The following is a 22,664-nucleotide window of genomic DNA, read 5'->3' on the forward strand; positions in this document are numbered from 1 at the left end:
CATATGAAGCTGGTACAAACTTACCATCATTACCTGAACCTGTAAGCTTACCGTTTGTTAACTTACCTGCTGTTAACTGAACATAACCATCAGCGTTTAAATCACCTACTTTAGTAAAGTTAGATGAATTAGCACCATTACCATAAGTAATTGTACCCCAAACTGTCTGAGCTTCTTTAGTTGCCTCTACCTCATCGCTTACTGTACCATTTGTTGTTGTAGCTGGTAAAAGTCTTACTGCCTGCACCTTAAATTTATAAGTAGTGCCAACTGTTAAACCTGTTACTGTATATTCTGTATCAGTAATTGCATCTGCAGCAACAACATAATTTTCCCCATCTGTGCTATAAGAAACGATATAAGAATCAGCCTCTGTTACTGACTGCCATCCAATATATACGCTTCCATTACCTGTACTTGCTGTTGTATTAATTGTAACTTCACTTAATGGAAGTACGAAATTTACAGAAACTGCATCACTAGTCTTATCATCTTCACCTTCACGATAAATGCTAACTGTTGCAGTATATGTTCCTGATGAACTAACTGTAAATGTCTTTGAACCTGTGCTACCTTCCTTTGAATACTTACTTGTCTGAGATTCTCCAGTAGTATCTGTAAGTGTTACAACAGCTCCATCTGCTCCATCTGTTCCGATTAAAGCATTGAAATCTACTGTTACTGTACCATCTCCATTATCTACTACATTTGTTACTGTAGGATTAGCAACTTCTGACCAATCTGCTCTTTGAACTTCTTCTGCCTCACCTGAAGTTTCAGTAACTTCAATCTTAAAAATGTAATTATTGTTTTCTAAACCACCTAATGCATATGTTCCTGCTTCACTTAATGTAAGTGTTGAAACACATGCTGCATTCTTAGTTAATGTCTCTGATGTCTGTGCTGCAACTTCTCCACTTGATAGGTTGTAGATTACCATGCTTCTATTATCTTCTCCGCCTTCTACCCACCAAATCTTTACTGTTGCACTTGCACTTGTTTTAAAGCTTACATAGTTCTTTCCTGCGTCTATATCTGCCTTTGCACCAAAGCTTAATCTCTGTCCTGATGTATATTCATCGTCAAATGTCTTTGAACTTGAGTCAATCTTTGTCTTTGAACTTGCAACTATTGTGAAATAGTCATCATATGTAATTTCTTGTCCATCTGTATAAGTACCTGCAGCTGTTGCTGTAAGTGTTGATGTTTCAAATACATGAGTATTTGAACTATCCTCATTGGCTCTTACATTCACAACTGAAAAATCAGTTGGCATAAGACCAACAACCATGAGAATTGCCATTGCGATTGACATAATTCTCGCTCTCATTTTAGTCTTCATAGACCGTTCCTCCCATAAAAATATATAATCACTAAACTCCTTATCAGCAATTCATTGCGTCCCACAAATTACTTCTCCTGCTGACATTTGCCATTATATCTAAAATATGATTTTTACGTCAACACAAGGGCTTGTGAAATTTTCACTAAAAACTAGAGGATTTTATTGTCTATTTTGACAGATATGTCAAATGATAGTACCACAGTACCATAAGACTAGTACTTAAATGTAAAATTTTCATGAATAAATTGTTATCAAAAATTTTATATTTTCCTTTTAAATAAGTACTTATTTCCTATGACTATAGTACTAACGATATATTAGTTGATACTTACCTACTATTGGTAGGTTTTATTATCTTATTCTTAAAGATGCATAAAAATTATGTAATCTATACAATATTTCTGTAGTCTACTATATAGTATTGTATAATTTATACAAAGGTTTTTTAAAAAGTTCATATACCATTAGTTTATTTGTTATTTTATTCTTATGTAATAATACATTTTTATAAAAAGAAAATGGCCTCCTAATGTAAGGAAGCCATTTACAATTTCGTGTCTTACAGCGCAAGCAGCTGTCATACACTTTTAAGTTTTTACATTATACGTAATGTGTGCCAATTGCGGTTTAGCTACATTAGAATAATCACTAAAATTACTCTTCAGCTGGTGTGTCGTCTGCTTTTTCGTAAGCTTCGAGCACTAATTTCTGAAGGTTGTCCCTTGTGGCTGTATTGATAGGATGAGCGATATCTCTATATTCGCCATCAGTAGACTTTCTACTTGGCATAGCGATAAATAAACCCTTTTCGCCTTCAATAACCTTAATATCATGCACAACAAACTCGTCGTCGATTGTTACAGATACTACAGCCTTCATCTTGCCTTCCTTAGTAATCTTACGTACTCTTACGTCTGTAATATTCATAAGCACCCCTTCTGCCGCAACTTTTTTGCCGGCCAAACATATTAATATCCCTTCGTTACTAGTCAAGGAACTTTTTATATATCGTCTACCAGTCTATCCTTCTTACGGTTAATTCCTCCCAAAATTAACTATAAGTTAACTTGCTTTGATAAGACTGCAAACCGCACGATTAAAGTTTCCTGATATATTTACTAATTCGCGGGGTGCCTCATACGTTGTCTATTCTGTCCACGAACTTTAGTAACCAAATTAGTAATATAATGGGCTATCCTCTATGACGATCTGAGGACCTGCCTCGCCAACGTATCTTGCGTTAGCCTTAATAGTACTGTTGCTTTCTACGATGCAGTTCTCGATGTATGCATTATCACCGATATAGGCATTGTTTAAAATGATAGAGTTCTTAATTACAGCGTTATTTCCCACATAAATCTTCTTAAATAACACTGAATTCTCTACAGTACCATTTACTATGGAACCACTTGATACTAAACTGTTCTTTACATTTGCTCCAAAATTGTACTTTGCTGGAGGTAAATCTTCTACCTTAGAGTAAACATCTGGATACTGCTTAAAGAAGTAATCTCTAACATCCTTATTTAAGAAATCCATATTAGTCTTGTAATATGCATCTACAGTGGAAATGTTACTCCAATATGTATCGAGTTTATATCCATAAATCTTCTTAATATTCTTATATCTAACGAGGATATCTCTAACAAATTCATGTCTATCCTCTTCAGCCGCCTTTTCAAGTAATTCAATTAAAAGACGTCTTCTTATTACATAGATACCTGTTGATACTGTTGAAAGATTAGTCTCTAAAGGCTTCTCTTCAATCTCAGTAATTCTACCTTCATCAGTCATGGCAACAACGCCGTAACGGTTAATATCACTTCTGTCAGTTAACTTCTTAACTACCATTGTAATATCAGCCTTCTTCTCGATGTGATATTCAAGTATCTTATTATAATCCATTTTATATACGCCATCACCTGATGCAATTACTACATAAGGCTCATGGCTTGACTTTAGAAAATGTATATTCTGATATATAGAATCTGCTGTTCCTCTATACCAGTTACTACTTTCAGCAGTTATTGTAGGTGTAAACACATACAAACCGCCCTGCTTTCTACCAAAATCCCACCACTTAGATGAACTCAAATGTGAGTTAAGTGATCTTGCATTGTACTGTGTTATAACAGCAACCTTCTGAATGCGGGAATTTGACATATTACTAAGAGCAAAATCAATACCTCTGTAACTACCGGCAATAGGCATTGCAGCAATAGCTCTCTTATTAGTCAATTCTCTCATCATTCTGTTGTTTCCGCCGGCTAAAATAATTCCTATCGCCTTCATTACTCTTCACCTGCCTTAATTAAAAATCCACCACTTGCTAACTGATTATCAGTATAATCAGAAGCAGTTGTCACTCCTGAAATTGCACTGTTCTTGCCAACCTTAATGTTGTCAGGAATAACTGTACATTCTCCAATTGTTACCAGGCCAGAGTTATAAATCTTTGGAAGCTTGATATTCTCAGCTTCTTCCCCAACTCCAAGTTCAACATTGTCTCCGATTGTAACATCTTCAGCAATAATTGACTTATTAATGATTGTATTCTTACCAATCTTAGTATTATTCATAATAATTGAATCATGAACTTCTGCTCCCTCTTCAATTACTACGCCACTACCAATGACTGAGTTAAATACCTTACCATAGACTTCTGTACCATCTCCAATGATACTCTTCTCAATATAGGCATCTGATGCGATATACTGAGGAGGAATTGCATCATTACTTGTGTAGATCTTCCAGAATTCCTCATAAAGGTTAAAGATAGGAATAATATCGATAAGCTCCATATTAGCTTCCCAATAAGAACTAAGAGTTCCTACATCCTTCCAATAACCGTTATATTCATAAGCAAAGATTCTCTTATTACTATTAAAGCAATATGGAATAATGTGCTTTCCAAAATCGCACTCTTGCTGATCTTTCAACTTAATAAGTGCATCCTTTAAAATCTTCCAGCTGAAAATGTAAATACCCATGGATGCTAAATTGCTTTTAGGGTTAGCTGGCTTCTCCTCAAATTCTGTTATCTTGTTATCACCATCTGTTACAACGATACCGAATCTAGAAGCTTCCTCAATAGGAACCGGCATAGCTGCAATAGTAACATCAGCATTATTAGCCTTGTGATAATCAAGCATAATCTTATAATCCATCTTATAGATGTGGTCACCTGAAAGTATTAATACATACTCAGGATTAAATTGTTCCATATAGTCAAGGTTCTGGTAAATGGCATTGGCTGTACCTGTATACCATTCACTGTTAGTACTCTTTTCATATGGAGGAAGGACTGTAACGCCTCCAACATTACGATCCAAATCCCATGGAATACCAATTCCAATATGGGTATTAAGTCTTAGTGGTTGATACTGTGTCAACACACCAACTGTATCAATTCCTGAATTGATACAATTACTTAGTGGAAAATCAATAATACGATACTTTCCACCAAATGCCACAGCTGGCTTTGCGACCTTAGAAGTCAAAACACCCAGACGACTTCCCTGGCCACCAGCAAGTAGCATAGCTATCATCTCTTTCTTAATCATGCTATCACCTCTGATGTAAATAATTTCTACGGTTCTAGATACTAAAAGTATAGCACAATATAATATTTAAGTAAAAACTTTTTTCCTATTTTTTCTGGATATTTTGATATTTTTCGTATTATTACCATATTTTGTTATGAAAAAATTGAAATTTCCCATAAATAGTTATAATATATAATGAACTTGCTATTTTTGCAGGTCAAAAATTAGTTTCTTATTAGATAAGCAATCTATTACAAAATAAATTTATGAGAAAGAAGGCACATTTAATATGTACAAAATCGATTTTAAGAAGCCTATTTCAGTACATTTTATTGGAATTGGCGGAATCAGCATGAGCGGCCTTGCTCAGATTCTTGTTAAAGAAAATTTTAAAGTTTCCGGTTCAGACCAGGCTGCCTCTAAACTTACTAAGGAATTAGAGGACATGGGATGCAAGGTTTCATACCCACAGTCAGCAGCTAATATCACAGATGATATTGACCTTGTTGTCTATACTGCTGCTATACATCCAGACAATCCTGAGTTTGTAGCTGTTAAAGAAAAAAATATACCTATGCTTACACGTGCAGAACTTTTAGGTCAGATTATGAGCAATTATCGTTCTGCAATTAATGTAGCAGGAACTCACGGAAAGACTACAACAACATCTATGCTTACAGAAATCTTTATGGCAGCTAATGCTGACCCAACAATTTCTGTTGGCGGTATTCTTAATAGTATTAATGGAAATGTAAGAGTTGGTAAGTCAGATCTTTTCGTAACAGAAGCTTGCGAATACACTAACAGCTTCTTATCTTTTAATCCAACAACTAACATCATCTTAAATGTTAAGGCAGATCACCTTGACTTCTTTAAGGACTTAGATGATATCAGACACTCTTTCAAGCTCTTTGTTGAAAAGTTACCTGATAATGTTGGTACATTAATTATTAGCTCAGATATTGAAGACTACGAATATTTCTTTAAGGATAAGCATTGCCACGTAATTACATTTGGCGAGGATCCAAAGAAATCTAACTACAGCGCTACTAATATTAGTTATGATGCTTATGGCTGCTGCAGCTACACACTTATTAAAGAGGGCGCAGAAGTTACAACTATCGCTTTAAGCGTACCTGGACTTCACAACGTCTATAATTCACTAGCTGCAATTGCTGCTGCTGAAAATGAAGGCATTGACCTCGACTCTATCAAGGCTGGTTTAAAGAACTTCACAGGAACAGATAGACGTTTCCAGAAGAAGGGTGAATTTAACGGCGTAACAGTAATCGATGACTATGCTCATCACCCAGATGAAATCAAGGCAACTCTTGATTCTTGTAAGCATTATCCACATAAGACTGTATGGTGCGTTTTCCAGCCTCATACTTATACAAGAACTAAGTCTTTAATGAATGAGTTTGCAACAGCTCTTTCTCTTGCTGATAAGGTAGTTTTAGCTAAGATTTATCCTGCTAGAGAGACAGATAATCTAGGAATTAGCTCCGCTGACTTAGCCGATAAGATTAAAGCTTTAGGCAAGGAATGTTACTATATAGATACATTTGAAGAAATCGAAAAATTTTTAGAAAAAAATTGTGTCAACGGTGACTTGTTGATAACTATGGGTGCTGGTGACATCGTAAAAGTTGGGGAAAAGTTAGTAAATAACGGAAAAAATTAACAGAAACATTTGTTTTCAACAAAGTTATCCACATTATCCACAGAGCTTATGGGATTTTCCACATAGGTTTCTGTGGATTTTTATGTTAACAAGTCCATTTAGGAAAGCTAGATATTTAGTGATTTAATGACATAGTTCAAATAATTATCCACATTATCCACAATATCCACAATGCAAATGTGCAGAACCTGTCTACATTTGCAAGAAGTTAAAGGTGTGATATAATCTGACTTGCAAAAGACTTTTAAGTCAGACTTACTATATGAAAGAGGGGCAACAATGCGTAATTTAGTACTTTCAACAGAAACTGCTAATGGTTATACAGCAGTTCCGGACATATTTATTGACCAGTTTATACCTAATACAAGTGGAGAATTCGTAAAGATTTATCTTTATCTTTTACGTCTTCTTTCTAATAAGAATAGCAATTTAAGCATCTCCTCTCTTGCAGATACTTTTAATCAGACAGAATCAGATGTAATCAGAGCCCTAAGATATTGGGATAAGTTAGGACTTTTAGAGCTTGAGTATAATTCTGACAATACAATTTGCGGAATCACTCTTAAGGACCTTAACAACAACACTAATAACTTGGTTTCAAGAGTTTCTGATACATCCGCTAATGGATATAACTTGAATATCAACTTAAAGAACGAAGACGAAGTTATAAATAACTTAGCTTCTAATAATCAGGCTAATAATCAAGCAAGCAAGGCTGCTAATTTTAATAACTCAGCTCTTGGCTCTAATGTAGTTAGTATTAACGCTAACATAGCAAGTCAGAGCTCAACAGTTTCTTCTATGCCACAGGCTACAATTGAAGCTAACAAGCCATCCTTAGTTGAACCATCATCAGCAAGAATGGATGAGTTAAATAATGAAGAAGACTTCTCATTATTACTCTTTGGTATTCAGGCTTACTTAAGCAGACCTTTAACTCAAAAGGAATGCAACTTAATCGTTTACTTATACGATAACCTTAGTTTTTCTTCATCTTTAATTGATTATCTTTTCGCTTACTGCGTAGAAGCTAATCATAAGGATGTTAGATATATAGAAGCTACTGCTCTTAACTGGCACGAGAAAGGCATCACAAGTGTTGCTGCTGCCAAGGAGGAAGTAACTAATCATAGTAACGCTACAATTAGCGTATTAAAGGCTTTTGGTATCTCTAATAGAGAACTTGGTAGCTCAGAGAAGGACTACATCAACAGATGGAGCAAAGAATACCACTTTAGTCCTGAAATTATTGCTGAAGCTTGTAACCGTAGTTTAGCTAATACACATCAGGCAAGTTTTCAGTATGCCGACTCTATTATTAAGGGCTGGTATGAATCAGGAGTAAAGAACTTCGAGGACATCTCAAGAGCAGATGCAGACTTTAAGGCTAACAAGGCTGCTGGTTATACTAACACTACAACAGCAAGAGCTAATAACATGACTAATAAATCAGCTGCTAGAAATAAAACTAACAAGTTCAATAATTTCCAGCAAAGAGAGTATTCACAAGAATTCTACGATTCTTTATACGACAATATGTAATTAATGTTTCATTAATATTTTAAATTTGAGCTTATTCATAGTGGTTATATATTAGCATTTTATGGTAATATATAACTGCTATGATAATTTTATTTTTAATAAGAATAAAAGAGGGACTATATGGCTTTAACTAATACTCAATATGCTTCTGTTATGCGACATTACGATGACATAAGAAGCCTAAACAACAGAATACTTGATAGTCGTTATGAGGAGATTAAGAACTTATCTCCTAAGCTAGAAGAAATTGATAATAAAGTTATAGAGATTTCTTTAGAGGCGGCAAAGAGTCGAATCAATTCAACTAATGATTATGACAAGGATTTTGATTCTAAATTAAAGGCCCTTGAAGAAGAAAAGAAGCAATTGCTTCTATCTCTTGGTAAACCAGCTAATTATCTCGATGATATTTATAGCTGTGAGAAGTGTCATGACACAGGCTTTATAGGCCAGGAGAAGTGTTCATGCTTTAAGAAATTTGCCATTGATCTTGTATATAGAGATTCTAATCTTAAGAACATTATTAAAGATGAGAATTTCAATACATTTTCATATAAATGGTACGATGATACAAAGATTAATCCACGTTTTGGCACTACTGCTAGACAGAACATGGAGAAGGTTTTTGCAATCGTTACTAAATTTGTTAAGAATTTCGATAAGGAATTCACTAACCTTTTAATTACCGGTAATACCGGTGTTGGCAAAACCTTCCTTACAAACTGTATTGCTAAGGAATTGCTCGATAGTTCACATAGTGTTATATATCTTACTGCTATCGAATTTTTTGAAAGTTTTGAGAGCAAGGATTTTAACAAAAATAAAGACAACGTAGTCGATACACAATATTTTCTTGATGCCGATCTTCTTATTATAGATGATTTAGGTACAGAGAATAGCAATTCATATACTAATTCTAGATTGTTTTATATTATTAATGAACGTAGTATAAGAAAGAAGCCTATGATAATTTCAGCCAATCTTGAAATTAATGAAATTGGAGAAAGATACTCTGAAAGAGTCTTCTCTAGACTGCTTAGTTCCTACAAACTTTTAGGTTTGTTCGGACAGGATATTCGAATTCTTAAAAGAAATAATCATTGACTTTATCTTGCTACTTGATTATATTAGTATAGGTTTTGCAAAACAAACCAGTCACTTTTTATTGTTATATTATTACGGAGGAGTTATATTATGCCACGAGACGAACGTCATATTGCAACTATTCCTTATGGTAAATTAGGAATTATTCCATTAAAGAGCTGCACAGCTATGGGAGATAAGGTTGATAAGTACCTTGTAGATTGGAGAGAAAAGCGTGACAACGAAACTGTTCTTAGTGTAGCAGGTTACAAGAAGGATTCTTATATCCTTGATGCTAAGACACCAAGATTTGGTTCAGGTGAAGGTAAGGGAACACTTAGTGATTCAGTTAGAGGTCATGATCTTTATATCATGGTTGACGTAGCTAATTACAGTCTCACATACTCACTTAACGGCGTACCTAATAGAATGTCTCCTGATGATCACTATGCTGATCTTAAGAGAGTTATTATGGCTGCAGGTGGTAAGGCAAGACGTATTTCAGTTATTATGCCTTTCCTTTATGAGTCAAGACAGCATAAGAGAACAGGTAGAGAATCCCTTGACTGTGCTTTCATGCTTCAGGAATTAACTAATATGGGTGTTGATAACATTATTACTTTCGATGCTCATGACCCTAGAGTACAGAACGCAATTCCACTTAATGGTTTTGAATCAGTTTCATGTACATATCAGTTTGTAAAGTACCTCTTACTTGGTGTTGATGATCTTCATATCGATTCAGATCATATGATGGTTATCTCTCCTGATGAAGGTGGTATGGGACGTGCTGTATATCTTGCCAACTTACTTGGTCTTGATATGGGTATGTTCTATAAGAGAAGAGATTATACTAAGATCGTTGATGGTCGTAACCCAATCGTTGCTCATGAGTTCCTTGGAACTAATGTTGAAGGCAAGGATGTTATTATCATTGATGATATGATTTCATCTGGTGAATCTATGATTGATGTTGCTTCAGAACTTAAGAGACGTAAGGCTAACAGAGTATTCTGTGCAACAACATTCGGTCTTTTCACTAACGGATTTAAGAAGTTTGATGAAGCTTATGAGAAGGGCATCATCGATAAGATTCTTACAACTAACCTTATCTACCAGCCAGAAGAGCTTTTATCTAAGCCTTGGTATATCAACGTAGATATGAGTAAGTACATGGCTCTTATCATTGATACACTTAACCATGATTCTTCAATCAGCAACTTATTAAACCCTGTTGAAAGAATCCAGAATAGAGTTAAGGAATACAACGAATTACACTACGGTAAGTAATTTGTATTTCATTTTGTAATAGTTCAGATATTTAGAAACTCCTAGGAATTTTTCCTAGGAGTTTTTTATTGCTTTTAATATGTTACAGCATCACTGTCGCCATCGGAGTTTGCACCGCCTCCGCCATCATCATCTAATTCCACATTACTATCATTATCATTATAAGAGCCTGCTGCCCCTGAACCGGCATTCCTATCTCCATCTGAATTTCCACCGGCATCTATTTCTACACCATTTTCATCCACTGCCTTTGTAGATGCATTTTCATTGGCATCCACATTCGTTGTGTTCTCACCTTGATTAGAATCCACACTTTCTGACTGTGCACTAGTGCTTGCCTCCGTTGTGGAATCTGTAGCCCCTTCTTCGTAGCTTTCAAAATTCTTCTTTTCAAGGCCAGAATGAATATATTCCATGTACTGCTTAAAAATCGCCTTAGTATTTACACTAGAAAGGGTCTGTGGATAATCATAACCTATCCAAACGGAAGTTGTGTAATAGGCGCTGTAACCTACAAACCAAGCATCCTTATTAGAATTTGTAGTACCAGTTTTTCCGGCAATCACTGCATTATAGCAAGAAGCCCCCACACCAGTACCGCTCTCCACAACAGTTTCTAGCATACTTGTCATCATTCTGCAGGCATTAGTTTCATAAATCCTCTCAGAAGCAATCTGACTGTGGTCCCAAACCAGCGTATTATCCACTGTTGTAATATTATTTATACAAGTGGCCTTTCTATAATAGCCATCGTTTTCAATCGTTGCATAGGCTGCTGCCATCTCCACAGTAGACACGCCATAAGTAAAACCACCAAGGGCTGCTGCGTTGTATTCCTTGTCCATCCAAACCTTATGGAAGTCCATGTTTAATAAAAATGAAATGCCACCGCTAGGAGTTATCTCTTGGAATATCTTCCACGCCACCGTATTTTTTGAAAGCTTAACAGCATCTCTTAAGGTCATCTCTCCCGCATAGTAACCATCTGCGTTTGCCGGTCCATTTTCAATATACTCATCTACCACAATAGAATCTGGTGTATGTCCGAGCTGCAAATATGGAAGATAACATATCAGCGGCTTTATTGAAGAACCGGGCTGTCTATAGCTTTGGTAGGCTCTATTAAGTGTAAGGCCTACTAAATCCTGACTTCTTGCACCAACGATTGCCACCACAAGACCCGTTTCATTATCTATACTTGTGGCTGCTCCCTGCAGGCTATAAACCCCGCCATCACCTGTTTCACTGCTCCAAGAAAGATTTTCATCCACAGATTCCTGAAGGGCGTTTTGCGCCGACATATCTATACTTGTATTAATTATGTAGCCACCGGAAATTAAAAGCTGCTGACAGTAGGTGTAGAAAGCCTCGTAGTCCTCGCAGTAGCCATCATAGTCCTCATCACTTGTAAAGTTAGACCTAAAGTCAAAACCGTAAAGGTCCATTAGAGCCTCTGTGGCACAATGTCTTGCATAAGTTACTACAGAATTATTGGTAGTGGCTACGGATTTAGCGTTAAGGCTAACGACTTCATTTTCAGCCACCAAATAGTCAAGTTCCGAAATATAGCTATATTCGTAAAGCTCGTGCAATATGATATTGCGACGATACACGGTGTTGTCGTAATTAGTTAGAGGATTGTACTTTGTAGGATTGTTTGGAATGGCAGCAATAAAGGCCATCTCTGATAAATCTAGCTGGTCAATGGTCTTTTGAAAATATCCAAGACTTGCGGCCTGCACCCCGTAATAACCATTTCCAAAGTAAATGTTATTAAGATAGAACTCTAGAATCTGCTCTTTAGAGTATTTCGCCTCAAGCTCCTGAGCAAGGAAAATCTCCTCTACCTTTCGCTCCCAGCTAACTTCCTGACTTAAGTAAATGTTTCTTGCTAGCTGCTGTGTAATGGTACTTGCACCTTGAACAATGTCGTTGGCTTTTTGATTGGCTATAACCGCTCTTATAATAGCCTTATAGTCAACGCCCTGATGCTTGTAATAATCTCTATCCTCCATAACTACAAAGGCATTGACTAGATTTTCTGGGATATCCTCATAAGCCACGTAATACATATCTTTAGTATCACGCATACTGCCTATTTCATTGCCATCCTTGTCATTAATAATTGTAGTCTGGCTACCATTAAAATCATTAAGACTGCTTGTAGAGGCTATCTTGCAGGCGTCATCATATAGCTCTGTTATTCTTTGAATTTTTGGCCAAAATATAATTAAAGCCACTAATATTATTAGTATTAGTAGGCTAAGAATCACTTTTCCCACTGATCTTTTCTTTTTCTTTTTTCCCTTAGATTTAGAAGTGGCTGTGCTTCCCCCAGTTTTTGTAGTTGCCATAATATCCTCCATTAATAGCCCCGTAATTTGTGGCTATTTACTATCCTCATTACTCTTCTAATATTATAACAAGTTTTAAATATAATCTCTATTTTATTACGATAAATTTTATACAAAAATAACCGGCGCGAATTATCGCACCGGTTTAAATTCATTTTACTTATAATATGTCAAATAAACATTGCCTGCCTCTGTAAATATCTTACTTGCAGCAGTAATTGTCTTTGTTTCTGTTGCTGATGTTGCTAAATCAATGTATGTAATATTATCTGAATCGTAAGCTGTAATAATACAGTAACTATTATCTCCTGTCTTAGCAACTAGTGGATAGCCATCTGCCACATAATTTAATAACTTATCAACGCTTAAGCCGCTAATACTTAATGGCTGTAAATTATCAGCAGTTTTAAGGGCGTCAATGACTGATAGGCCAGAGGTCATAAGACTTGCAATATTAATATTCTCACCTGCGTAATTAGCTAGTGTCTGTGCCGCTGTGGCTATTGTTGAACTTGAACTTGTAATACTTAAGTTTGATAGAGAGCTCTGAGTACTCTTATATCTTCTATAAACTAAGTTAGCATTGTTATCAAGCACATAGCCGTAACTATCGTAAGCCTTACTAATAGCAGTATTTAAATTTTCATAACTTTGTAGGTATCTTCCATATGCATAAACATAATACTTACCTTCACCTGTTATAGTCTTGTCTAAATCCACCCATTTCTTCTCATTATAGACGATTTTTTCTGATGCTCTAAGAGAAACTCCACTTGTGGAAGAAGCCGCCTTAAAAAGCAAAATACGAGTTTCTGTAAGTCTTGCAGTTGTAGTGGCTGTAACCACACTAAGCTCGTCCTCAACTACATTTTCATCCTTATTAATAAGCTGGTCAATTGTTGAAGAAACATAGCTATCACCTGACTTTGTCACTCTTGTAAGAGTAACTCTCTTACCGTCAATCTCAGCATTACTAATGTAAATGCCATCCTGCTCATATTCCTTAATTACGTTATATTCGCTATCCACAATGCAAACCTTATACATAGCAAAAATCTCGTTACCCATATCATCAGAACTAATATCTGACTTGTGAGCTATACCATAAACGCAGTCCCCATCAATAAAGCCGATGACATTGAGGCTATCTCCCTCATCTGCCTTAATCTGATAATCAGAACTGTTGGCCATATTATAAATTCTAAGAGTATCTGTATTATTTAAATCTCCGCTTGTGCTATAACAAATTGTTGAACCGTCCTCAGATACTGCATAAGTGCCCTCAACTAAATCTGTTACAACCTCCATAATCTCTAAACTTGAAATATCAATAGAGTAAAGAGTGTCATCCACAAGGCAGTAGAATTTATTCTCATTAAGATAAGCAATACCGCCGGCATTCTCAGAAAGCACAGTATAGCTTGTGTTTAGCGGAATAAATACAACCTCGTTAACAATATTATCTGAGTAATCGTACTGGTAAAGGGAAATTCCCACTTCACCCTCATGCTCACCTCTGTTCATGTAACCCATGACCGCAAAAGTTGCATCGCCGTTACTATCTACATTTATAAGTTTAAAGTCATGGTCTAGATAATCCTCACGAACCGAGTCTGTATCCTCACTACTAAAGGAGAATACACTTGTGAAAATGTTATCTGAGACGCTATAGCACCAAAGAGATCCATTATTTACAAAATAGTTGTAAGCTCCATCCTCATCAGAAAGCATATTAACTTCTGTAGTGGATGTAATACCAAGATCAATTCTTGTTGTGGTTACTAAATCATTTTTCGCATCAAAAATCTGATTGGCATCGCGCTCGTAATTAAGCAGATAAAATCTCTGACTTGTCTTTCTAACTCTGTAATATTCATTAACCACGTAAGTGTCGTAAGAACCGTAGCTATTCTCTGCACCCATTCTATATTCAAGACAAATAACTGCAATCTCTGAATTTACATCCTTAACGCTAATTTGAATATCACTTTCAAGATATGGATCTAAATCTCCCCAGGTAATCATTGAACTACTTGAGTAAATGTCCACATGTCCGAAATTATCATTAGCACTTGAACTACTTGACTCCAAGTAATTTGCAATCTCATTAACTCTTGAGGAATCAAAAGTTACTTCGTTGAAATTTAAAACAAAATCAAGGTATTCCTGAATATCATAACTATCGCCCTTAATAATGTTGGCATAGTAATGAGCCTCTTTATCCCCTTCAAGGTCTAACACAATTTCAAGGGAATATTTCACATCATCATCAATTAAATTCTTAAGAGTAAAAGAAACATCAATGTAATCAGAAACCACACTAAAATCCTTTACTTCATTGCTTTCATACAAATCCCCAGAATCTAAATCTCTTACCTTATAAGTAATGCCTTCAACCTCTGTACCATAAGTATTAATTGAAAGGCTTACGCTTCTATCTGTTCCAATAGGGGTAATGTCCTCGCAGTCCATAGTGGAATCAATTTCCTCTGTATAGCCATGAAGGGCATTGTAACTATTGCCTGCATCTGTCTTAAAGTACACAATCGGAAGGCTAGCCTGTGACATAGTAGTATATGAAGCCTCTTCCGCTTCTAATTCCATTGTTAAAAATGTAAGAACTCCCGTAACTACAAAAATAATTCCAAGAATCCAATGTTTCATCTTTAAATTCTTTTTTGTCTCCATAATAATCTCCCATCAATAATCTGAAATGTCTATTTTAAAAAGTTAAATAAGTCTAGACAAAGTCAGATCTAAATTAAGTGCCTGATTCATTATATCATTTTCAAGTCTCGCACCTTTATTTCCCTCTTTTTTAGAATTCTTAACCCCGCGAATCAAGAGATTCTTAGGTGTATGTTCCATATCAATAAACTCTAAAATCTGTGTGTCATAACCATTGGCCTCAAGCATCTTAGCTCTTGAAGCATCCGTTATAATAGCTGCCAATCTCTCCTTTAAAATTCCATAATCCATAACTGGCTTTAGAATTTCATTATCAATTGTCTTATTAGCTTCATGCTGGCAACAAGGTACCGACAAGATGACCTTAGCTCCCCACTTGACTGCATTTGCCAAGGCATAATCCGTTGCGGTATCGCAGGCGTGGAGGGTAACTACCATATCCACAGCATCCACATCCTTATATGAGGCAATATCTCCCACATAGAAATTTAGCTTATCATATCCATAATCCTTAGCAAGGGCATTACAGTTATTAATTACATCCTCTTTTAAATCAAGTCCAATAACACGAATGTCATAGCCCTTTAAAACCTTAAGATAATAGTACATGGCAAATGTTAAATAAGACTTACCACAACCAAAATCAATAATTGTCTGCTCTCTATCCTTAGATAGGGATGGTAAAATATCTTCAATAAACTCTAAGAATCTATTAATCTGCTTAAACTTATCATATCTAGAATTAACAATCTTGCCCTCCTTAGTCATAACCCCAAGGTCAACTAAGAATGGAACAAGGATTCCTTCTTCTAAAATGTATCTCTTTTTCTTATTGTGATTAAGGTCCCTCATAGCCTTCACTTCCTTAGCCTTCTTTAGCTTAATAGTGTAGTGCTGTTCCTGACCTTCCTTATATTTAGAAGCAAGAACAAGTCCTGTGGCATCAGTTAAGTTAAACTGAGCCTGACTAAATTCCTTTAAATATTCCTTAATTGCTTCTATTAGTTCTCCCTTTTCCAAGTTCTTATGAAAAGCCTGTCTTCCTACAAACTCCTCTGCCTGAAAAAGCAATTTATCATTAATCTTTACAGGTCTAATTTTAACCCTGTAAGCCTTCTTTTCATCTTTTTTTCGTCTAGCTGAAATTGTACAATCTATTAACTTCTCATTTAAATTCGACTCTAAAAATTCCTTTAATTCCATACTTAATCCAATCTTATCTCTTATATTCCTATTTAATTACAAAAAACTATCTTCTAAATTATACCTTTATTTTCCCCTCTTGTTAAGTAAAAAAAGGGGCGCAATTCCTGCGCCCCAAAATTTTTTATTTAGCTGCTCCAAGTCTTGCAAGTGATCTCTTTAATGCCATCTCTGCTCTAGCTACATCAAGGTTAGGATCTTTAGCTGAAAGACGTCTCTCAGCTCTAACTCTAGCCTCATTAGCTCTATTAACATCGATTTCATCTGGCCACTCTGCAACCTCTGCAAGGATTGTCACCTTATCCTTAAGAATTTCGATGATACCACCATGAATAGCAGCTTTTTCAACTTCATTACCATGATGAATCTTAAGTACACATGGTACAACTACTGATGTAAGAGGAATATGCTGTGGAAAAACACCAATCTCTCCCTCTGAAGTAGCAAGTTCAACCATAGTAACAGAATCGTCTTCATAAAAAACTCTATCTGGTGTATTAACCAGAAGCTTCATAGTCTCTGCCATGGTAATCCTCCTTTACATGCAAAAGCATCTCAAATATACAATCTAGTCAAGCAAATTTTACTTTACCTTAGCTAATACATCATCAATGCTACCGCAGTTAAGGAAGTAACTTTCTGGAATATCATCATGCTTACCTTCAAGGATTTCCTTGAAGCCCTGGATTGTATCCTGGATAGAAACATATCTACCCTCTAAGCCTGTAAACTGTCCAGCAACGTGGAATGGCTGAGATAAGAATCTCTGAACCTTTCTTGCTCTAGATACAACAAGCTTATCTTCTTCTGATAATTCATCCATACCAAGGATAGCAATGATATCCTGTAATTCCTTATATCTCTGTAAGATTTCCTGAACGGCACGAGCTGTCTTATAATGCTCCTCACCTACGACTCTAGGGTCAAGGATTCTTGATGTTGACTCAAGTGGATCTACAGCTGGGTAGATACCAAGTTCTACGATAGAACGTGAAAGAACTGTTGTAGCATCAAGATGGGCAAATGTTGTAGCTGGCGCTGGGTCAGTTAAATCATCCGCAGGTACATAAACGGCCTGAACTGAAGTGATAGAACCGTTCTTTGTTGATGTGATACGCTCCTGAAGAGCACCCATTTCAGTCTGAAGTGTTGGCTGGTAACCAACGGCTGATGGCATACGTCCAAGTAAGGCTGAAACCTCTGAACCTGCCTGAGTAAATCTGTAGATATTATCGATGAAAAGAAGTACATCCTTTCCACCCTTATCTCTGAAGTACTCAGCCATTGTAAGACCTGTTAAACCAACTCTCATTCTAGCTCCAGGTGGTTCGTTCATCTGACCAAATACCATTGTTGTTTTTTCGATAACGCCTGATTCCATCATTTCATGGTAAAGATCGTTACCCTCTCTTGTACGCTCACCTACACCTGTGAATACTGAATATCCACCGTGCTCAGTAGCGATATTTCTAATAAGTTCCTGAATAAGAACTGTCTTACCTACACCGGCACCACCGAATAGACCGATTTTACCACCCTTCTGGTAAGGGCAAAGTAAATCTACTACCTTGATACCTGTCTCTAACATCTCTGTGTTAGTAGCCTGTTCAGCAAATGTAGGAGCCTGTCTATGAATAGGCATGTACTCTTCTACATCTGGAGTTGGCTTGTTATCAATAGGATCACCTAATACGTTAAAGATACGTCCAAGTGTGTTTTCACCAACTGGAACAGAAATTGGCTTTCCTGTAGCTTCTGCTTCCATACCTCTAACCAAACCATCTGTAGGACCAAGGGCGATACATCTTACTGTATCGTCACCAAGATGCTGTGCAACCTCGACTACGAGCTTGCCGCCGTCATTAGTCTTTATGTTGATGGCTGAATTAATTTCTGGAAGATTACCCTCAGTGAACTTAATATCAATTACGGCACTGATGATCTGAGTAATCTTACCGATATTCTTATCTGCCATTACTAACCTCCATTATTAGTTAAATAAAAGATTTATTTTAAATCTAACAGTATAACTTAATTAAGCACTCTTAATTAGCCAGTAGCATTTGCACCGCCGATAATCTCTGTAATCTCCTGAGTAATAGCGCCCTGACGAGCTCTGTTGTACTGAAGAGATAACTTGGAAATGAGATCCTCAGCGTTACTTGTAGCATTATCCATAGCCTGCATACGAGCACCATTTTCACTGGCAACAGATTCAATTAAGGCACCATAGATAAGTGAGCATACATACTTTGGTATGATCATATCAAGTGCTTCATCTTCCTCTGGCTCGTAGCTCATTGGAGTTGTATCTACCTTCTTATCACTTTCCTCAGACTTTAAGTCCTCAGTTGATACTGGTAATAACTTAATAAGCTTTGGAATATGCACTACTGTGTTCTTAAATGATGTATAGGCAAGATAAATCTCACCGATTTCACCTGCAGCAAATCTTTCAAGTAATTCGTCGCAGATTTCCTTTGCATCAGTGTAGAGAGGTTCGTTGATTACATCAGAATAATCCTTTGCAATGTTGTAACCTTTTCTCTTAAGGAAATCTCTTCCCTTAGTACCGATAGCAATAATATCTACATCATCCTTGTTAAAACCACTATTGATTATGAGTTTATCAATGTTCGAGTTATAACCACCCGCTAATCCTCTGTTACCTGTTATTGTAATAACTGCCTTCTTAGTAGATTCGCCAGCCACTAAATATCTATGATTGATATTTCCTGACTTAGCTAAAATGTTACTAACAGTTTCATACATAAGATCTGAGTATGGCTTTGTTGATTCAGCCTTACCCTTAGCTCTCTGTAACTTAACAGTGGAAACGAGCTTCATAGCTTTGGTAATCTGACCAGTGCTTTGTATACTGTCTCTACGTCTTTTTATGTCTCTCATTGAGGCCATAAAATTTACCTCCGTTTCCTAAAAGCTAGTAAATGTAGCGACTACATTTTACTAATTACTTAAAACTCTTCTTGAACTCTTCAATAGCATTAACAAGTGCTTTTTCGTTCTCCTCTGATAATTCCTTAGTAGACTTAATCTGCTCTGGAATTGTAGGATACTTTGTATTGATGAAGTCAAATAAACCTGTTTCAAAATCGCCAATCTTTTCTGTTGGGATATCAAGTACATACTTTCTTGTTACAGCAAAGATAATAATTACCTGATATTCAACTGGCATTGGCTTATACTGAGGCTGCTTAAGCATTTCTCTGATTCTTTCACCCTGTGCTAACTTCTCTCTTGTATCAGCATCTAAGTCTGAACCAAACTGAGCAAATGAAGCTAACTCTCTAAACTGAGCTAACTCAGTTCTGATAGGAGCAGAAATCTTCTTAATAGCCTTAATCTGAGCAGCACCACCAACTCGAGATACAGATAAACCGGCATTAATAGCTGGTCTGAAACCTGAGTTAAACATTTCTGTCTCAAGATAGATCTGACCATCTGTGATAGAAATTACGTTAGTTGGGATATATGCTGAAACATCGCCTGCCTGAGTTTCAATGATAGGAAGCGCTGTTAAAGAACCTCCACCATATTCCTCTGACATTCTTGCTGCTCTCTCTAATAATCTTGAATGTAAATAGAATACATCACCAGGGTAAGCTTCACGACCTGGAGCTCTCTTTAAAAGAAGTGATAATGTACGGTATGCAGCAGCATGCTTACTTAAATCATCGTATACTACTAATACATCTTCACCGTTTTCCATCCACTCTTCACCAATAGCACAACCTGAGTAAGGAGCGATATACTGTAATGGAGCAAGCTCTGAAGCAGTAGCTGCAACTACAGTTGTATATGCCATAGCACCATATTCTTCAAGTGTCTTTACGATTGTGGCAACTGTTGAAGCCTTCTGACCAATAGCTACATAAATACAATGTACGCCCTGGCCCTTCTGATTAATAATTGTATCAATTGCGATGGCTGTCTTACCTGTCTGACGGTCACCGATAATTAATTCTCTCTGTCCTCTACCAATTGGTACCATTGCATCAATAGCCTTAATACCTGTCTGGAGTGGTGTATCAACTGACTTTCTTGTGATAACACCTGAGGCAACTCTTTCAATCTGACGGAACTTAGTTGTGTTTAAAGGTCCCTTGCCATCGATAGGCTGGCCAAGGGCGTTAACAACTCTTCCTGTCAATGCATCACCAACTGGAACCTCAACAACTCGGCCAGTTGTCTTTACTGTATCACCTTCGTTAATGTTCTTGTTTGAACCAAGTAATACGGCACCTACGTTATCCTCTTCAAGGTTTAATACCATACCGTATACTTCGCCAGGGAATTCAAGAAGTTCACCTTGCATGGCCTTCTCTAATCCGTGAACACGGGCGATACCATCCGCAACCTGAATTACTGTACCAACATCTGATACTTCAAGTTCGGTAGAATATCTTTTAATCTGTTCTTTTATAACTGAACTGATTTCTTCCGGTCTTAAATTCATTGTTTAGAAACCCTTTCTTAAAGTTTATTTTAAAACTAAGCTAACTGAATACCACTAAGTTCATTAGCCATATTGGCGAGTTTAGTTTTTATGCTACTATCTACAACTCTATCCTTAATTCTAATAATCATACCAGCAATAAGACTTTCATCAATTGCATAGTTAATCTTGAATTCTTTATAGTCTGTTGTAGCAAGAAGCTTAGCTTCTACTGCCTTCTTCTGAGCATCTGTAAGCTCGCTAGCAGTAGTTACATAAGCAATGCCGATCTTCTTATATTCAAGTACCTTTTCAACAAAGTACTCCAATGTATCAACAATGTTTCCTTGTCTGTCCTTAGAAACCATGAGAGTTAATAAACCTGTCATGTCCTTTGAGACAAATTTTTCAAAAACATTCTTAATAACTGTTTCTTTCTCTTCTTTTTCAACCTTTGGGTGTGCGAGAAGCTTTTCTAAATCTGGATTAGCCTTAAAGCTATCGATTACAGCTACTGCCTCCTCGTATAAACTATCCATACTAGATTCAGAAACAGCTAATTCAAACAAAGCATCACCGTAGGTTGTTTCTACTAGCTTAGCCATGTTTTATCACCCATTTCGTTTAAAGTCTCTTCAATAAGAGCATTACTGTCGCTTTCATTAATTGACTTAGAAACTAACTTAGAAGCCATTGCTGCAGCAACAACAACGATCTGCTGCTTAACTTCATCAGCAACTTTCTGCTTTTCAAGCTCTGCTTCTTTATTAGCCTGCGCAATAATTCTAGCTGCTTCTTCTTTACCCTCGTCAATAAGTCTCTGCTTATTATGCTCGCCAGTCTTTCTAGCATCACTTAAAATGCTTTCTGCTTCTTTACTAGCAGCCTTAAGCTTAGCCTCGTATTCCTGCTTCATAGCAAGGGCATCTTCTTTATCCTTAGCAGCACCTTCAATATCACTTGTGATCTTATCCTGACGCTTCTTTAACATGTTACGTACTGGATTAAAAAGGATATATGAAAGTAATATAAATAGGATGAAGACATTAATTAATGTTATTGCAGCATCAAAAAGGAGCTGTGCATCCAAGCCAAATAATCGTCCTTCAAGGACAATTGCTGTATTTCCTAACAAATTCACTTGTTGGCCTCCTTTCTATTATCTTACTTCGATATGTCTTAATCTTACTTAAAAGGCTTAACGAACATTAAGATAATAGCTACGGCGAAACCGTAAAGACCTGTTGTTTCGGCAACGGCCTGACCAAGTAACATAGTTGACTGAATCTGTGACTGAGCACCTGGGTTACGACCTACTGCTGAAGCACCGTGACCTGCGGCAATACCCTGACCTACACCAGGTCCAACACCGGCGATCATTGCGATACCTGCACCAATTGCTGACATAGCATTAATAAATTCCTGTCCTGAAATATTCATGTTGAATTCCTCCATTAAATTAAAAATTTGTTTT

At 36.5% G+C, this 22,664-nt stretch carries 18 protein-coding genes; 4 read left to right on the forward strand and 14 right to left on the reverse strand.

Annotation, left to right across the window (positions count from 1 at the left end; all coding sequences use genetic code 11):
- The 4 genes from QVA17_RS05445 to QVA17_RS05460 form a co-directional block, all read right to left on the reverse strand.
- On the reverse strand, positions 1 to 1,342 hold a 1,342-nt coding region (locus QVA17_RS05445), incomplete at its 3' end, for a fibronectin type III domain-containing protein (protein WP_287386971.1).
- Positions 1,343 to 1,999: 657 nt separating this feature from the next.
- The gene (spoVG, locus tag QVA17_RS05450) at positions 2,000 to 2,272 is read right to left on the reverse strand and encodes a septation regulator SpoVG (RefSeq protein WP_027430975.1); all 273 of its coding nucleotides are present in this window, start codon (positions 2,270 to 2,272) and stop codon (positions 2,000 to 2,002) included.
- Between the two features lie 249 nt (positions 2,273 to 2,521).
- Positions 2,522 to 3,637 carry a glucose-1-phosphate adenylyltransferase subunit GlgD gene (glgD, locus tag QVA17_RS05455; RefSeq protein WP_027430976.1) on the reverse strand — a complete coding sequence of 372 codons (1,116 nt, stop codon included), beginning with the start codon at positions 3,635 to 3,637 and terminating at the stop codon, positions 2,522 to 2,524.
- Entirely contained in the window at positions 3,637 to 4,908 is a 1,272-nt protein-coding gene (locus QVA17_RS05460; RefSeq protein ID WP_027430977.1) for a glucose-1-phosphate adenylyltransferase, read from the reverse strand. Before QVA17_RS05460 ends, glgD begins: the two co-directional genes overlap by 1 nt.
- A gap of 271 nt (positions 4,909 to 5,179) precedes the next feature.
- Between QVA17_RS05460 and murC the strand changes: the two genes are divergently transcribed.
- From murC to QVA17_RS05480, 4 genes are all read left to right on the forward strand, one after another.
- Positions 5,180 to 6,574: a UDP-N-acetylmuramate--L-alanine ligase gene (murC, locus tag QVA17_RS05465; protein WP_287386973.1), complete on the forward strand. Its 1,395-nt coding sequence runs from the start codon at positions 5,180 to 5,182 to the stop codon at positions 6,572 to 6,574.
- A 279-nt stretch (positions 6,575 to 6,853) separates the two neighbouring features.
- On the forward strand, positions 6,854 to 8,116 hold the full coding sequence (locus QVA17_RS05470) for a DnaD domain protein (protein ID WP_287386974.1): 1,263 nt from the start codon (positions 6,854 to 6,856) through the stop codon (positions 8,114 to 8,116).
- A gap of 120 nt (positions 8,117 to 8,236) precedes the next feature.
- Positions 8,237 to 9,220 (forward strand): ATP-binding protein, encoded by a 984-nt coding sequence (locus QVA17_RS05475; protein WP_287386975.1) that lies wholly within the window; start codon positions 8,237 to 8,239, stop codon positions 9,218 to 9,220.
- Between the two features lie 90 nt (positions 9,221 to 9,310).
- Entirely contained in the window at positions 9,311 to 10,489 is a 1,179-nt protein-coding gene (locus QVA17_RS05480) for a ribose-phosphate pyrophosphokinase (protein ID WP_027430981.1), read from the forward strand.
- 74 nt (positions 10,490 to 10,563) lie between these two features.
- Here QVA17_RS05480 and QVA17_RS05485 read toward each other — a convergent pair whose 3' ends face one another.
- From QVA17_RS05485 to atpE, 10 genes are all read right to left on the reverse strand, one after another.
- A complete protein-coding gene (locus tag QVA17_RS05485; RefSeq protein WP_287386976.1) occupies positions 10,564 to 12,843 on the reverse strand; it encodes a transglycosylase domain-containing protein in 2,280 nt (759 codons plus the stop codon).
- Positions 12,844 to 12,999: 156 nt separating this feature from the next.
- Positions 13,000 to 15,531 carry a hypothetical protein gene (locus QVA17_RS05490; RefSeq protein ID WP_287386977.1) on the reverse strand — a complete coding sequence of 844 codons (2,532 nt, stop codon included), beginning with the start codon at positions 15,529 to 15,531 and terminating at the stop codon, positions 13,000 to 13,002.
- 42 nt (positions 15,532 to 15,573) lie between these two features.
- A complete protein-coding gene (locus QVA17_RS05495; protein ID WP_287386978.1) occupies positions 15,574 to 16,734 on the reverse strand; it encodes a class I SAM-dependent methyltransferase in 1,161 nt (386 codons plus the stop codon).
- Positions 16,735 to 16,858: 124 nt separating this feature from the next.
- Positions 16,859 to 17,260 carry an ATP synthase F1 subunit epsilon gene (gene atpC, locus QVA17_RS05500; RefSeq protein ID WP_027430985.1) on the reverse strand — a complete coding sequence of 134 codons (402 nt, stop codon included), beginning with the start codon at positions 17,258 to 17,260 and terminating at the stop codon, positions 16,859 to 16,861.
- Between the two features lie 57 nt (positions 17,261 to 17,317).
- Positions 17,318 to 18,709 (reverse strand): F0F1 ATP synthase subunit beta, encoded by a 1,392-nt coding sequence (atpD, locus tag QVA17_RS05505; protein ID WP_027430986.1) that lies wholly within the window; start codon positions 18,707 to 18,709, stop codon positions 17,318 to 17,320.
- A 74-nt stretch (positions 18,710 to 18,783) separates the two neighbouring features.
- Entirely contained in the window at positions 18,784 to 19,650 is an 867-nt protein-coding gene (gene atpG, locus QVA17_RS05510; RefSeq protein ID WP_287386981.1) for an ATP synthase F1 subunit gamma, read from the reverse strand.
- A gap of 55 nt (positions 19,651 to 19,705) precedes the next feature.
- Positions 19,706 to 21,211, reverse strand: a complete 1,506-nt coding sequence (gene atpA, locus QVA17_RS05515) for a F0F1 ATP synthase subunit alpha (protein ID WP_027430988.1) — start codon at positions 21,209 to 21,211, stop codon at positions 19,706 to 19,708.
- 35 nt (positions 21,212 to 21,246) lie between these two features.
- Entirely contained in the window at positions 21,247 to 21,795 is a 549-nt protein-coding gene (atpH, locus tag QVA17_RS05520; RefSeq protein ID WP_027430989.1) for an ATP synthase F1 subunit delta, read from the reverse strand.
- Positions 21,783 to 22,331 carry a F0F1 ATP synthase subunit B gene (gene atpF, locus QVA17_RS05525; RefSeq protein WP_330361980.1) on the reverse strand — a complete coding sequence of 183 codons (549 nt, stop codon included), beginning with the start codon at positions 22,329 to 22,331 and terminating at the stop codon, positions 21,783 to 21,785. The genes atpH and atpF overlap by 13 nt, the downstream gene beginning before the upstream one ends.
- A gap of 44 nt (positions 22,332 to 22,375) precedes the next feature.
- Complete coding sequence (gene atpE, locus QVA17_RS05530) at positions 22,376 to 22,630, reverse strand: ATP synthase F0 subunit C (RefSeq protein WP_027430991.1); 255 nt, start codon at positions 22,628 to 22,630, stop codon at positions 22,376 to 22,378.
- Positions 22,631 to 22,664: the final 34 nt, after the last annotated feature.

It is taken from the genome of Lachnospira sp., from assembly GCF_016290755.1.
Classification (GTDB): domain Bacteria; phylum Bacillota; class Clostridia; order Lachnospirales; family Lachnospiraceae; genus Lachnospira; species Lachnospira multipara.